The following is a 13,565-nucleotide window of genomic DNA, read 5'->3' as shown; positions in this document are numbered from 1 at the left end:
ACGGCGCAGCACGCAGGCCGCACCGAGCACTACGCCAGGGCGCTCCCACGCCCCACGCCCACGCAGTGCGCCCGGCACACGCCGGAACCCCACGCCCCACGCAGGCCGCACCAAGCACCGCGCCCGAGCCCAGACGCAGGCGCACTTGGCACCGCGTCCGAACCCCCCACGCGACGCATGCCGCACCCGGCACCACGGCCCCACACACACCACGCACGCCGCACCCGGCACCACGGCCCCCCACACACACAACGCACGCCGCACCCGGCACCACGCCCCAACCCCCACACCACGCATGCCGTACCCGGCACCACGGCCCCCACGCCGCAGCCGGCACCCGGCACCCGGCACCCGGCACCCGGCAGAGCCCACCCCCGGTGAGAATTCAGCGCGGCACGATCTCCGGGGCTCCCAGCCTTGCCGCGTCCGCTGTCTGGTCGTCGGGCTGGAGTTGGGATTCGCGTTCGGCCTCTACGCGCTTCTCGTAGTGCTCGACCTCGCGCTCGATCTGGTCCTTGTCCCAGCCGAGGACCGGGGCCATGAGTTCGGCGGCCTCGCGGGCGCTGCGGGTGCCGCGGTCGAAGGTCTCGATGGAGATGCGGGTGCGGCGGGTGAGGACGTCGTCGAGGTGGCGGGCGCCCTCGTGGGAGGCGGCGTAGACGACCTCGGCGCGCAGGTAGTCGTCGGCGGCCGACAGCGGCTCGGCCAGACCGGGGTCGGCGGCGATGAGGTCCAGGACCTCCTCCGCCGCCGAGCCGTAGCGGTTGAGGAGGTGCTCGACCCGGACCACGTGCAGGCCGGTACGGGCGGCGATCCGGGCCCGGGCGTTCCACATCGCCCGGTAGCCCTCCGCGCCGAGCAACGGGATGTCCTCGGTGACGCACTCCGCGACCCGCATGTCGAGCCCGTGCACCGCCTCGTCGACGGCGTCCTTGGCCATCACCCGGTACGTCGTGTACTTGCCGCCCGCGACGACCACGAGCCCCGGCACCGGATGCGCGACCGTGTGCTCGCGCGACAGCTTGCTGGTGGCGTCCGACTCGCCGGCCAGCAGCGGACGCAGACCGGCGTAGACGCCCTGGACGTCGTCGCGCGACAGCGGCACCGCGAGCACCGAGTTGACGTGGTTGAGGAGGTAGTCGATGTCGGCGCTGGAGGCGGCCGGGTGGGCCTTGTCGAGGTCCCAGTCGGTGTCGGTCGTACCGATGATCCAGTGCCGGCCCCAGGGGATGACGAACAGGACCGACTTCTCGGTGCGCAGGATCAGTCCGGTCGTGGAGTGGATGCGGTCCCTGGGGACGACCAGGTGGATGCCCTTGGAGGCGCGGACGTGGAACTGGCCGCGCTCGCCGACCAGCGCCTGCGTGTCGTCGGTCCACACCCCGGTCGCGTTGACGACCTGCTGGGCGCGGATCTCGTACTCCCCGCCGCCCTCCACGTCCTGCACCCGGGCCCCGACGACCCGCTCGCCCTCGCGCAGGAAGCCGGTCACGCGCGCACGGTTGGCCGCTTTCGCACCGTACGACACCGCCGTGCGCACCAGGGTCGCCACATAGCGGGCGTCGTCCATCTGGGCGTCGTAGTACTGGATGGCGCCGACCAGGGCGTCCTTGCGCAGCGCGGGCGCTACGCGCAGGGCGTGACGGCGGCTCAGGTGGCGGTGGGCCGGCAGGCCCCGGCCGTGGCCGCGGGCCATCGACATCCCGTCGTAGAGCGCGACGCCCGAGCCGGCGTACAGGCGCTCCCAGCCCTGGTGCTGGAGCGGGTAGAGGAAGGGCACCGGCTTGACCAGGTGCGGGGCGAGGCGCTCCAGGAGCAGGCCGCGCTCCTTGAGGGCCTCGCGGACCAGGGCGAAGTCGAGCATCTCCAGGTAGCGCAGGCCGCCGTGGATCAGCTTGCTGGACCTGCTGGAGGTGCCGGAGGCCCAGTCGCGGGCCTCGACGATGCCGGTGTTCAGGCCCCGGGTGACCGCGTCCAGCGCGGTACCCGCACCGACCACTCCACCGCCCACCACCAGAATGTCCAGCTCGCGCTCGGCCATGGCCGCCAGGGACGCCGCACGCTGCTCCGGCCCCAGTGTCGCTGTCCTCACCGCTGCCTCCCGCTCTGCCGCCGTGCGGCCGTCGCTCGCCATCGGCCACCGCTCGCCGCGGGCCACCGGTCGCCCGCGGCCGTCAACCGCCGTGGGCCGTCGGGCACCCTCAGCCGTCAGTCGCCGTCGGTCACTGGTACCCGTCGGTCATGGGTCGATGTCGGTCATGGGTCGATGTCGGTCACTGGTCGTCGTCGGCCGTCGATCGCGTCGTCGGCCGCACCGTCGATCGCGTCGTCGGCCGCACCGTCGATCGCGTCGTCGGCTGCGCCGCCGTTGCGTCGTCCGCCGTCGAACGCGTCGTCGGTCATCGGTCGCCTCGGCCGCGCCCCCGGCGGGCGTGGCCCCTGCCCAAATTCTGACCGGCTTGCCCGGCTTCAGCCACCACTCACCCCCAGCCTGTGGACAACGGTCACCGAACCCACGGAAGACACATGAACACAATCCCGCATAACGGTCATATTTACTCCTAGTCTGACCGTGCGCCTCGCTCATCCTGTCCACCGGGCTTGCGCACCTGTCCCGCTTCGGTTACTGGGAAGGACGGCCCATCACCATGCCCGCAGACCTCGCCGTCATCGGACTCGGCCCCTACGGCCTGCCCCTCGCCCAGGCCGCCGTGGCCGCCGGCGTCTCCACGATCGGCTACACCACCGGCCCCGAGGCGGGCTCGCTGAGCCCCGCCGAGCTGCGCCGGATGCTCGCGAGGGGCTTCCGGGTGGCCGAGGACCCGGCACAGCTGGGGCGGGTGCGGACCGCCGTGATCTGCGCGCCGACCCCGCGCGGCGCCGACGGAGGGCTCGATCTGAGCCAGGTGGAGGCCGCCGCGCGCACCCTGGCCGAGCGGCTGCGTCCGCACACGACGGTGATCCTGGAGTCCCCGGTCCATCCGGGGACGACCGAGGACTTCCTGCGGCCCCTGCTGGAGAAGGACTCGGGCCTGCGCGCGGGCCGCGACTTCCACCTCGCCTATTCGCCCAGCCGGGTGAATCCCGGCAACCGCGACTTCACGCCGGCCAACACCCCGAAGGTCATCGGCGGCCTCACGCCCGCGTGCACGGAGTCGGCCGCCACGTTCTACGGCCGGCTCACCGACAAGGTGGTACGCGCGCGTGGCCCGCGCGAGGCCGAGACCGTGCAGCTGCTGGAGACCAACTTCCGGCACGTGAACATCGCCCTCGTCAACGAGATGGCCGTCCTCTGCCACGACCTGGGCGTCGACCTGTGGGACGTCATCCGCTGCGCGGAGACCAAGCCGTTCGGCTTCCAGGCCTTCCGGCCCGGCCCCGGTGTCGGCGGCCACGGCGTCGCCCAGGACCTGTCCGACCGCGCGGGCCGCGGCCTGCGCATGGTGGAACTGGCCCAGCAGGTCAACAGCCGGATGCCGGGGTACGTCGTGCAGCGCGCCGCCGCTCTCCTCAACGAGCACGGAAAGTCCGCGCGCGGTGCGCGCGTGCTGCTGCTCGGCGTCACCTACAAGGCCGACCTCGCCGACCAGCAGAACAGCCCCGCCCAGGAGATCGCGATGCGCTTCATGGAGCTGGGCGCGGCGGTCAGCTACCACGACCCGCACATCGCGTCCTGGAGCGTCCTGGACCGCCCGGTGCCACGCGCGGACTCCCTCTACGAGGCCGCCGCCGACGCCGACCTGACGATCCTGGTCCAGCAGCACCGCACGTACGACCTGCAGGGCCTGTCGGTGAAGGCCCAGCTGCTGCTGGACACGCGCGGGGCGACGCCGACGGGGGCGGCGCACCGGCTCTGAGCTCACCCCGCACGCCCCCTCGTCGCAGAACGCGCCCCCACCAGCGCGCTCGGGCATGCGCAAGGGCCGGTCACCCACCCGGGGATGACCGGCCCTTCGTCCGTCCGTCGTACGGCGGCTACCGCTTGTGCTGCGAGTCCGCCACCGTCACCTCGACGCGCTGGAACTCCTTCAGCTCGCTGTAGCCGGTGGTGGCCATCGCGCGGCGCAGGGCGCCGAAGAGGTTCATCGAGCCGTCGGGGGTGTGGGACGGGCCGGTGAGGATCTCCTCGAGGGTGCCGACGGTGCCGAGGTCGACCTTCTTGCCGCGCGGGAGCTCCTCGTTGACGGCCTCCATGCCCCAGTGGTGGCCCCTGCCCGGACCGTCGGTCGCGCGGGCCAGCGGGGAGCCCATCATCACCGAGTCGGCGCCGCAGGCGATCGCCTTGGGGAGGTCGCCGGACCAGCCGACACCGCCGTCGGCGATCACGTGCACGTAGCGGCCGCCGGACTCGTCCATGTAGTCGCGGCGGGCGGCGGCCACGTCCGCGACCGCGGTGGCCATGGGGACCTGGATGCCCAGCACGTTGCGCGTGGTATGGGCCGCGCCGCCGCCGAAGCCGACGAGCACGCCCGCCGCGCCCGTGCGCATCAGGTGCAGGGCCGCCGTGTACGTGGCGCAGCCGCCGACGATCACCGGGACGTCCAGCTCGTAGATGAACTGCTTCAGGTTCAGCGGCTCGTGCGAGGACGAGACGTGCTCCGCGGAGACCGTCGTGCCGCGGATGACGAAGATGTCGACGCCCGCGTCCACGACCGCCTTGGAGAACTGGGCGGTGCGCTGCGGGGAGAGCGCGGCCGCCGTGACCACGCCGGAGTCGCGCACCTCCTTGATGCGCGCGCCGATCAGCTCCTCCTTGATGGGGGCCGCGTAGATCTCCTGGAGGCGGCGGGTGGCGGTGTCGGCGTCCAGCCCGACGATCTCGTCGAGGAGGGGCTGCGGGTCCTCGTACCGCGTCCAGAGGCCTTCGAGGTTGAGGACGCCCAGTCCGCCGAGCTCGCCGATGCGGATCGCGGTGGCCGGGGAGACGACCGAGTCCATGGGGGCGGCCAGGAACGGCAGCTCGAAGCGGTAGGCGTCGATCTGCCAGGCGATCGAGACCTCCTTCGGGTCCCGCGTACGGCGGCTGGGGACGACGGCGATGTCGTCGAAGGCGTACGCCCGGCGGCCGCGCTTGCCGCGCCCGATCTCGATCTCAGTCACGTCTGTGGCCTTTCCCTCTGCGTTTCAGCGTCTTCCAGTATCGCCGACGGGTACGGCAAGGGCGGCCCCGGTGCGCCCGGGACCGCCCTGGAAAGGCTCTGGCGACTACTTGCGGCTGTAGTTCGGCGCCTCGACCGTCATCTGGATGTCGTGCGGGTGGCTCTCCTTGAGGCCCGCGGCGGTGATCCGCACGAAGCGGCCCTTGGACTCCATCTCGTCGACGGTGGCCGCGCCCACGTAGCCCATGGTCTGGCGCAGACCGCCGACGAGCTGGTGCAGCACGTTGGCCAGCGGGCCGCGGTAGGGCACCTGGCCCTCGACGCCCTCGGGGACGAGCTTGTCGTCGGAGGAGACCTCGGCCTGGAAGTAGCGGTCCTTCGAGTACGACCGGCCCTGGCCGCGCGACTGCATGGCGCCGAGCGAGCCCATGCCGCGGTACGACTTGAACTGCTTGCCGTTGATGAAGAGCAGCTCGCCCGGGGACTCCTCACAGCCCGCGAGGAGGGAGCCCAGCATCACCGTGTCGGCACCGGCCGCCAGCGCCTTGCCGATGTCGCCGGAGTACTGCAGGCCGCCGTCGCCGATCAGCGGGACGCCGGCCGGGCGGGCGGCGAGGGAGGCCTCGTAGATGGCGGTGACCTGCGGGACGCCGATGCCGGCGACCACGCGGGTGGTGCAGATCGAGCCGGGGCCCACGCCGACCTTGATGCCGTCGACTCCGGCGTCGATCAGTGCCTGGGCGCCGTCGCGGGTGGCGACGTTGCCGCCGATCACGTCGACGTCCACGCTCGACTTGATCTTCGCCATCCAGCTGAGCGCGTTGCTGTTGTGGCCGTGCGAGGTGTCCACGACCAGGAAGTCCACGCCGGCCTCGGCGAGCGCCTGGGCCCGCTCCAGGGCCTCGGGGCTGGCGCCGACGGCGGCGCCGACGAGCAGGCGGCCCTCGGAGTCCTTGGCGGCGTTCGGGTACTTCTCGGCCTTGACGAAGTCCTTGACCGTGATCAGGCCCTTGAGGATGCCCTGGTCGTCGACGAGCGGCAGCTTCTCGATCTTGTGCTTGCGCAGCAGCTGCATGGCCTCGGTGCCGGAGATGCCGACCTTGCCGGTGACCAGGGGCATCGGCGTCATGACCTCGTGGACGCGGCGGGAGCGGTCGCTCTCGAAGGCCATGTCGCGGTTGGTGACGATGCCGAGCAGCTTGCGGTCGGGGTCGGTGACCGGGACACCGCTGATCCGGAACTTCGCGCACAGCGCGTCGGCCTCGGCGAGGGTCGCGTCCGGGTGCACCGTGATCGGGTCGGTGACCATGCCGGACTCGGACCGCTTGACCAGGTCGACCTGGTTCACCTGGTCCTCGACGGAGAGGTTGCGGTGCAGCACGCCGACGCCGCCGAGGCGGGCCATCGCGATCGCCATGCGCGACTCGGTCACCTTGTCCATCGCCGCGGAGAGCAGCGGGATGTTGACCCGGACGTTGCGAGAGATGCGGGACGAGGTGTCGACCGCGTTCGGGAGGACCTCGGAGGCTCCCGGCAGCAGCAGCACGTCGTCGTAGGTCAGCCCGAGGGTGGCGAATTTGTCGGGCACTCCGTCGACGTTGGTGGTCATGACACCTTCCCCAAATGGCCTTGATCGGTGCGGATGTCCATGCTAACGGGAAGCACGGCTCCCGAATTCCACGGTACGACTCAGCTCCGGGCTTCGTATGTTCGTACGGGAACGGGCACTCGCCTGTTCACCGGGGAGGGGGTGGATCCCGTCGCCTCCAAGGGCACCCTGCGGACCGCGGCGGCCGGGGCCCGGCCGCCTACTGCTCCGCCAGCGCCCGCAACCGGCTCAGGGCCCGGTGCTGGGCGACGCGCACCGCGCCCGGTGACATTCCCAACATCTGGCCGGTCTCCTCGGCGGTGAGGCCCACGGCGATGCGGAGCAGCAGCAGCTCGCGCTGGTTCTCCGGGAGGTTGGCCAGGAGTTTCTTGGCCCACTCGGCGTCGCTGCTGAGCAGCGCGCGCTCCTCGGGGCCGAGGGAGTCGTCGGGGCGTTCCGGCATCTCGTCCGAGGGGACGGCCGTCGAGCCCGGGTGGCGCATCGCGGCGCGCTGCAGGTCGGCGACCTTGTGGGAGGCGATCGCGAAGACGAAGGCCTCGAAGGGGCGGCCGGTGTCGCGGTAGCGGGGCAGGGCCAGCAGGACCGCCACGCAGACTTCCTGGGCGAGGTCCTCGACGAAGTGGCGGGCGTCGCCCGGGAGGCGGGAGAGACGGGTACGGCAGTAGCGCAGGGCGAGGGGGTGGACATGGGCGAGCAGGTCGTGCGTGGCCTGCTCGTCCCCGTCGACGGCGCGATGGACGAGAGCGCCGATCGTCCCTACGGCGGTGACCGCCTCGTCGTCGCGCATCGGTCCATGGTGCCCTGCTGCCGTCGGCGGCGTGGCATCGCGTCCTTCGTTGTGCACCGAAGCGTTATGAGCAGGTGCGCCGGAACTCATCTCCTGCGCCCTCCCCTTCCGCTCGAACGACTCGTCCCCGAGAGACTCCACACCTCAAGGATGCGGCATCCGCGCCGAAACGAGCAGCGCGCCTTCGGTGCTCCGCCTTGCGGACCCCGCCCACCCTGCGGTAGGCGGGGGCGTCCGGTCGGTCCGCTCCTCCGCTGCGGTGCAGCTCACCGCCGTGCTAGCGGACCAGCCCCCAGCGGAAGCCGAGCGCCACCGCGTGTGCGCGGTCGGACGCTCCGAGCTTCTTGAACAGCCGCCGGGCGTGGGTCTTCACGGTGTCCTCGGAGAGGAACAGCTCGCGGCCGATCTCGGCGTTGGAGCGGCCGTGGCTCATGCCCTCCAGGACCTGGATCTCGCGCGCGGTGAGGGTGGGCGCGGCGCCCATCTCGGCCGAGCGGAGACGGCGCGGGGCCAGCCGCCAGGTCGGGTCGGCGAGGGCCTGGGTCACGGTGGCCCGCAGTTCGGCGCGCGAGGCGTCCTTGTGCAGGTAACCGCGGGCGCCGGCGGCGACGGCCAGGGCCACCCCGTCCAGGTCCTCGGCGACCGTGAGCATGATGATGCGCGCGCCGGGGTCGGCGGACAGCAGCCGGCGCACGGTCTCGACGCCGCCCAGTCCGGGCATGCGCACGTCCATCAGGATCAGGTCGGAGCGGTCGGCGCCCCAGCGGCGGAGGACTTCCTCGCCGTTGGCCGCAGTCGTCACGCGCTCGACGCCGGGCACGGTCGCCACCGCGCGGCGCAGCGCCTCTCGGGCAAGCGGGGAGTCGTCACAGACGAGGACGGATGTCATGACCGCCCTCCGCAGCTGATGCGCGTCACCTTGAGCCTCCAGGCTGGTACGGATTCGTCACCTGTGCGGTCGAACGTCTCGGACGCCTGCCCGAGCGCTTGTTGCTTCAACCGCCACCGCACTCTCAACGACGGTCACTCGAAAGAGTTACGGGGCTGCATGCCGTCTTCGGCACTCTACGTGAGGGTGCGGACACGGTGCAGACACGGACGTCAGACCCTCAACTTTTCATCACAACCAATGCCCCATTTAGACCTTTTTCTTCCCGTTTCACAGTGTCTGGAGCTAGATTGCCAATGAGTCATATTTTCATCTCTCTAGACCGGAGATGTACGGTCGTTGGCACCGTATCCGCCCAGAACGGCTACAAGGGGTCACGTAATGGCAGATTTCTCCCGCCTTCCCGGACCGAACGCGGACCTGTGGGACTGGCAGCTCCTGGCTGCCTGCCGTGGGGTCGACAGCTCGCTCTTCTTCCATCCCGAGGGCGAGCGCGGGGCGGCTCGGAGTGCCCGTGAGAACTCGGCCAAGGAGGTCTGCATGAGGTGCCCGGTCCGCGCGGAGTGCGCGGCGCACGCGCTGGCGGTCCGAGAGCCGTACGGCGTGTGGGGCGGCCTGACCGAGGACGAGCGCGAAGAGCTCATGGGGCGGGCGCGCAACAGGCTGGTCTCGGCGTCGACGACCAGCGGCGGCTCCGCCTCCGACACATGAAAGAACGTTTCTGCAATTTGTTGACAATTCTTTGACGATCTGCCGACGACCGCTACGCCCGCCGGGCCGCCAGGCCCAGTTGTTCCAGCGTCGCCGCCACCGCCGGCACCTGCGCGAGGTCGGGCAGGGTGAGGGCGACGATCTCCCTCCGCACCGCGGGCTCCAGGACCACCGTGCGGACGCCTCTCGGCCGCACCGACTCGACCGCCAGCCGGGGCAGCACGGCCACGCCCAGACCCGCACCGACCAGGCCGACCACGGCCGGGTAGTCGTCGGTGGCGAAGTCGATGCGGGGCGTGAAGCCCGCACTCTCACACGCCTGGACGAGCTGCCCCCGGCAGCGCGGGCAGCCCGCGATCCAGGGCTCGCCGGCGAGTTCCCCGATGCCGACCGACTCCGCCCGGGCCAGCCGGTGCCGCTCCGGCACCAGGCCGACGAGCCGGTCCGTGAGCAGCGGCCGCACCACCAGGTCCTCCCACTCCTCGGCGTCCGCAGCACCCTCGTAGCGGAAGGCCAGGGTGATGTCGCAGTCGCCCGCGCGCAGCAACTCCACGGACTTCGGCGGCTCGGCCTCCTCCAGGGAGACGCGGGTGCCGGGGTGGGCGGCGCGCAGGGCGGCGAGGGCCGTCGGGACCAGGGTTGAGCTGCCGCTCGGGAAGGAGACCAGGCGCACCCGGCCCGCTCGCAGCCCGGCGATCGCGGCGACCTCCTCCTCGGCGGCGGTGAGCCCGGCGAGGATCCCGGAGGCGTGCCGGACCAGGGCCTCACCGGCCTGGGTCAGGCGCATCTCGCGGCCGTTGCGGACCAGCAGCGGGGTGCCCACGGAGGTCTCCAGGGCCTTCATCTGCTGGCTGACGGCGGGCTGGGTGCAGCCCAGTTCGCGCCCCGCCGCCGAGAAGGACCCGGTGGTGGCGACGGCGCGCAGGACGCGGAGATGACGTGCCTCGATCACCTCTTGAGCATAAGGCGGACTTGGGTAAGGCGCCCGAAAACGCGTCGACGCTTTGAGGATGCTCCCGTACCGTCGGAGCATGCAGCTTCTCTCGGTGAACCTCGGCCTTCCGACGCCGTCGGCCCACACGGACCAGGTCGACGGCGTGACCGGCATCGACAAGCGGCCGGTGGACGGGCCGGTGCGGGTCGCGGCGCCCGGGCCCAAGGGGACGGCGGGCAGCGGGCTGGCCGGAGACGCGGTGTGCGAGCTGCGCCACCACGGCGGCGACGACCAGGCGGTGTACGCGTACGCGCGCGAGGACCTCGACGACTGGGAGAAGGAGCTCGGCCGGCCGCTGCCGAACGGCTGTTTCGGTGAGAACCTCACGACAAACGGGCTGAACGTGTCCGAGGCGCTGATCGGCGAGCGCTGGCGGATCGGCTCCGGGGTCGTCCTGGAGGTCACCTCGGGGCGCATACCGTGCCGTACTTTTCAGGGCCATCTGGGCGAGCGGGGATGGGTGAAGAGATTCACCCGGAAGGGTGCCACCGGTGCCTACCTCCGGGTGATCGAACCGGGTGAGATCCGGGCCGGCGACCCCATCGAGATCATCCACCTGCCGGAGCACGGGGTGACGGCGGCGCTGGAGTTCCGCGCGACCACCACGGAGCGGGAGCTGCTGCCCCGCCTGCTCGCGGCGGGCGCCGCGCTGCACCCGGAGGCGCTGGCCCGGGCCCGGAAGTACGTGGCGGCGCAGAGCGGCTGAGCGGCTGTCACGCACGGGCCGTTCACCGGCGCTTCACCCTCAGGGAGAGCCGGTGCGCACAGCGGACGCCGTCAGTCCGGGTAACTACCCTTGGTCCATGACAACGGCTCTGATTACGGGATCGACCGCGGGGATCGGTGCCGCGTTCGCGCGGCGGCTGGCGGCTGACGGGCACAACCTCGTCCTGGTGGCGCGGGACACCAAGCGGCTGCGCGAGCAGGCGACCGAGTTGCACGACCGGCACGGCATCGAGGCGGAGGTGCTCACCGCCGACCTCGCCGAGGACGCCGGCATCGAGTCGGTGGCCGCCCGGCTCGCGGACCGCAAGAACCCGGTGGACCTGCTGGTCAACAACGCCGGCTTCGGCAACAAGGGCCGTTATCTGGACGTCTCGATGGCCGACGAGCTGCGGATGCTCAAGGTGCACTGCGAGGCGGTGCTGCGGCTGACCTCGGCGGCGGCCGAGGCGATGCGCGAGCGCGGCCGCGGCGGTGTCGTCAACGTGGCGTCGGTGGCGGCCTTCGTGCCGCGCGGGACGTACGGCGCCTCCAAGGCGTGGGTCGTGCAGTTCACCCAGGGCGCGGCGCGTGACCTCGCGGGCAGCGGGGTGCGGCTGATGGCGCTGGCGCCGGGGTTCGTCCGTACGGAGTTCCACCAGCGGGCGGGGATGGGCACGGACAACATCCCGGGCTGGATGTGGCTGGACGCCGACAAGCTGGTCGCGGCGGCGCTGGCCGACCTCGCGCGCGGGAAGACGCTGTCGATCCCGGATCCCCGTTACAAGGTGCTGACGGGCCTCGCGAAGATGGCGCCGCGCGGGCTGGTGGGCGGCATCAGCTCGAAGACGGGCCGCAAGTACGGGCCGCAGTAGGGAAGCCGACCGGCCGGGCCGCAGGTACGGGCCGCAGTAGGGAGCCGACCGGCATACACCAGGACGCACCCGGACCCGCCCTGACCTACCGGGACTCACCGGGACGAAGCCGGTGAGACGATGGTGTTGTTCGGTCGCGCCCGCAGGGGGGCCGGAGGCGGTTTCATGACGTTCGTGCAGCTCATCGAGTGCAGGACCAGGCGGTTCGACGAGATGGACCGGCTGATGGACAGGTGGGTCGAGCAGACCAAGGGGAAGCGGACGGCGACGCACACGCTGGTCGGCAAGGACCGCACCGACGCGGAGCACGTCGTGGAGATCGTGGAGTTCCCGTCGTACGAGGAGGCGATGCGGAACTCTCGGCTCCCGGAGACCGACAAGGTCTTCCACGAGCTGCTGGCGCTGTGCGAGGGGACGCCGACGTTCACCGATCTGGACGTGGTGCGCGACGAGGGGCTGTACGCCGGCACCGCGCGCCGGTACTTCGAGACGATCGCCGCGGCCGGCCCGCTGGCTCCGCTGGACGGCCTGCTCGCCGAGGACTACCACGACCACGATCCGGTCGAGGGACGGGACACCATCGGCATGGACGCGATGCGGCGGAAGCTGGAGATGTGGCGGGGGGCCTTCGACTCCACGTTCCTCGTCGAGGACCAGATCGCCCAGGGCGACCGGGTGTGCACCAGGTGGCTCTGGAGGGGGGTGCAGCAGGGTCCGTTCATGGGGGTCCCGAACACCGGCCGGCAGGTCACCATGGCCGGGACCACGATCCACCGCTTCGACGCGGACGGGAAGATGGCCGAGGGCTGGCTGCAGTACGACCGGATGGGACTGCTGGCACAGCTCGGTGCGCTGGACGCGCTGGAGAAGTAGGCCGACCATCGAAGTACCCGCGAGGGGTGAAGCCCCCGTTCCCGGCGGACGACCGGGAGCGGGGGCTTCCTCAGAGACTGTTGCCTCAGTGCGAGTGGCCGTGCGAGTGGCCCGCGGCGGCGGCCTCTTCCTCTTCCTTCTTCTCGACGACGAGGGTTTCGGTCGTCAGGAGCAGGGAGGCGATGGAGGCGGCGTTCTCCAGGGCGGAGCGGGTGACCTTGACCGGGTCGATGACGCCGGCCTTGACCAGGTCGCCGTACTCGCCGGTGGCGGCGTTGAAGCCCTGGCCCTTGTCGAGCTCGGCGACCTTGGAGGTGATGACGTAACCCTCCAGGCCGGCGTTCTCGGCGATCCAGCGCAGCGGCTCGACGACGGCGCGGCGGACGACGGCGACACCGGTCGCCTCGTCGCCGGTCTTGCCGAGGCCGTCCTCCAGGACCTTCGCGGCGTGCACCAGCGCGGAGCCACCACCGGAGACGATGCCCTCCTCGACCGCGGCGCGGGTCGCGGAGATGGCGTCCTCCAGACGGTGCTTCTTCTCCTTCAGCTCCACCTCGGTGGCGGCGCCGACCTTGATCACGCACACGCCGCCGGCCAGCTTCGCGAGGCGCTCCTGGAGCTTCTCGCGGTCCCAGTCGGAGTCGGTGTTCTCGATCTCGGCCTTGATCTGGGCGACGCGGCCGGTGACGGCACCGGAGTCACCGGCGCCGTCGACGACCGTGGTGTCGTCCTTGGTGACGGTGACGCGGCGGGCGGAGCCGAGCACGTCCAGGCCGACCTGGTCGAGCTTGAGGCCGACCTCCTCGGAGACGACCGTGGCGCCGGTGAGGATCGCCAGGTCCTCCAGCATCGCCTTGCGGCGGTCGCCGAAGCCGGGGGCCTTGACCGCGACCGCGTTGAAGGTGCCGCGGATCTTGTTGACGACCAGGGTCGACAGGGCCTCGCCGTCGACGTCCTCGGCGATGATCAGCAGCGGCTTGGAGGCACCCGACTGGATGACCTTCTCGAGCAGCGGGAGCAGGTCCT

General features: G+C 71.5%; 13 protein-coding genes. 5 read left to right on the top strand and 8 right to left on the bottom strand.

The genetic code is table 11. From position 1 onward, the window contains the following. Positions 1 to 385: 385 nt before the first annotated feature. Together JF597_RS38950 and JF597_RS38945 are read right to left on the bottom strand one after the other, a co-directional pair. Positions 386 to 2,092, bottom strand: coding sequence for a glycerol-3-phosphate dehydrogenase/oxidase (locus JF597_RS38950; protein ID WP_294008026.1), 1,707 nt, complete (start codon positions 2,090 to 2,092; stop codon positions 386 to 388). 164 nt (positions 2,093 to 2,256) lie between these two features. Continuing rightward, the gene (locus JF597_RS38945) at positions 2,257 to 2,403 is read right to left on the bottom strand and encodes a hypothetical protein (RefSeq protein ID WP_294008024.1); all 147 of its coding nucleotides are present in this window, start codon (positions 2,401 to 2,403) and stop codon (positions 2,257 to 2,259) included. A gap of 245 nt (positions 2,404 to 2,648) precedes the next feature. On the opposite strand from JF597_RS38945, the gene JF597_RS38940 reads away from it, so the two are divergent. Beyond that, positions 2,649 to 3,857: a nucleotide sugar dehydrogenase gene (locus JF597_RS38940; protein ID WP_294008022.1), complete on the top strand. Its 1,209-nt coding sequence runs from the start codon at positions 2,649 to 2,651 to the stop codon at positions 3,855 to 3,857. Between the two features lie 118 nt (positions 3,858 to 3,975). On the opposite strand, the gene JF597_RS38935 is transcribed toward JF597_RS38940, so the two are convergent. From JF597_RS38935 to JF597_RS38920, 4 genes are all read right to left on the bottom strand, one after another. Next, entirely contained in the window at positions 3,976 to 5,100 is a 1,125-nt protein-coding gene (locus JF597_RS38935) for a GuaB3 family IMP dehydrogenase-related protein (protein ID WP_294008020.1), read from the bottom strand. Between the two features lie 105 nt (positions 5,101 to 5,205). Further along, positions 5,206 to 6,708, bottom strand: a complete 1,503-nt coding sequence (gene guaB, locus JF597_RS38930; protein WP_294008017.1) for an IMP dehydrogenase — start codon at positions 6,706 to 6,708, stop codon at positions 5,206 to 5,208. 199 nt (positions 6,709 to 6,907) lie between these two features. Continuing rightward, a complete protein-coding gene (locus JF597_RS38925) occupies positions 6,908 to 7,495 on the bottom strand; it encodes a sigma-70 family RNA polymerase sigma factor (protein ID WP_089099378.1) in 588 nt (195 codons plus the stop codon). Positions 7,496 to 7,772: 277 nt separating this feature from the next. Further along, positions 7,773 to 8,384, bottom strand: a complete 612-nt coding sequence (locus JF597_RS38920; protein ID WP_003948568.1) for a response regulator transcription factor — start codon at positions 8,382 to 8,384, stop codon at positions 7,773 to 7,775. A gap of 381 nt (positions 8,385 to 8,765) precedes the next feature. Between JF597_RS38920 and JF597_RS38915 the strand changes: the two genes are divergently transcribed. Then, positions 8,766 to 9,095: a WhiB family transcriptional regulator gene (locus JF597_RS38915; RefSeq protein WP_123974752.1), complete on the top strand. Its 330-nt coding sequence runs from the start codon at positions 8,766 to 8,768 to the stop codon at positions 9,093 to 9,095. 52 nt (positions 9,096 to 9,147) lie between these two features. Here JF597_RS38915 and JF597_RS38910 read toward each other — a convergent pair whose 3' ends face one another. Then, entirely contained in the window at positions 9,148 to 10,047 is a 900-nt protein-coding gene (locus tag JF597_RS38910; RefSeq protein ID WP_294007241.1) for a LysR family transcriptional regulator, read from the bottom strand. Positions 10,048 to 10,126: 79 nt separating this feature from the next. On the opposite strand from JF597_RS38910, the gene JF597_RS38905 reads away from it, so the two are divergent. From JF597_RS38905 to JF597_RS38895, 3 genes are all read left to right on the top strand, one after another. Then, positions 10,127 to 10,795, top strand: coding sequence for an MOSC domain-containing protein (locus JF597_RS38905; RefSeq protein WP_294007238.1), 669 nt, complete (start codon positions 10,127 to 10,129; stop codon positions 10,793 to 10,795). Positions 10,796 to 10,892: 97 nt separating this feature from the next. Further along, positions 10,893 to 11,666, top strand: coding sequence for an SDR family oxidoreductase (locus JF597_RS38900; RefSeq protein ID WP_294007235.1), 774 nt, complete (start codon positions 10,893 to 10,895; stop codon positions 11,664 to 11,666). Positions 11,667 to 11,831: 165 nt separating this feature from the next. Next, positions 11,832 to 12,539, top strand: a complete 708-nt coding sequence (locus tag JF597_RS38895; RefSeq protein WP_294007232.1) for an ester cyclase — start codon at positions 11,832 to 11,834, stop codon at positions 12,537 to 12,539. A gap of 85 nt (positions 12,540 to 12,624) precedes the next feature. Here JF597_RS38895 and groEL read toward each other — a convergent pair. Continuing rightward, positions 12,625 to 13,565 (bottom strand): chaperonin GroEL (groEL, locus tag JF597_RS38890; protein WP_294007228.1); only part of this gene is annotated, 941 nt, incomplete at its 5' end.

The sequence above is a fragment of the Streptomyces sp. genome (genome assembly GCF_019510245.1).
GTDB lineage: Bacteria > Actinomycetota > Actinomycetes > Streptomycetales > Streptomycetaceae > Streptomyces.
Note: the sequence above shows the minus strand (reverse complement) of the source record. Positions and strands in the feature narration are given on the sequence as shown.

What these genes read in the sequence shown, in the direction of transcription:
- JF597_RS38900 (WP_294007235.1), top strand. Translation starts at nt 10,893, where the DNA reads ATGACAACGGCTCTGATTACGGGATCGACCGCGGGGATCGGTGCCGCG.
- JF597_RS38925 (WP_089099378.1), bottom strand. Translation starts at nt 7,495, where the DNA reads ATGCGCGACGACGAGGCGGTCACCGCCGTAGGGACGATCGGCGCTCTC.
- JF597_RS38945 (WP_294008024.1), bottom strand. Translation starts at nt 2,403, where the DNA reads ATGACCGACGACGCGTTCGACGGCGGACGACGCAACGGCGGCGCAGCC.
- JF597_RS38905 (WP_294007238.1), top strand. Translation starts at nt 10,127, where the DNA reads ATGCAGCTTCTCTCGGTGAACCTCGGCCTTCCGACGCCGTCGGCCCAC.
- JF597_RS38940 (WP_294008022.1), top strand. Translation starts at nt 2,649, where the DNA reads ATGCCCGCAGACCTCGCCGTCATCGGACTCGGCCCCTACGGCCTGCCC.
- guaB (WP_294008017.1), bottom strand. Translation starts at nt 6,708, where the DNA reads ATGACCACCAACGTCGACGGAGTGCCCGACAAATTCGCCACCCTCGGG.
- JF597_RS38920 (WP_003948568.1), bottom strand. Translation starts at nt 8,384, where the DNA reads ATGACATCCGTCCTCGTCTGTGACGACTCCCCGCTTGCCCGAGAGGCG.
- JF597_RS38895 (WP_294007232.1), top strand. Translation starts at nt 11,832, where the DNA reads ATGACGTTCGTGCAGCTCATCGAGTGCAGGACCAGGCGGTTCGACGAG.
- JF597_RS38915 (WP_123974752.1), top strand. Translation starts at nt 8,766, where the DNA reads ATGGCAGATTTCTCCCGCCTTCCCGGACCGAACGCGGACCTGTGGGAC.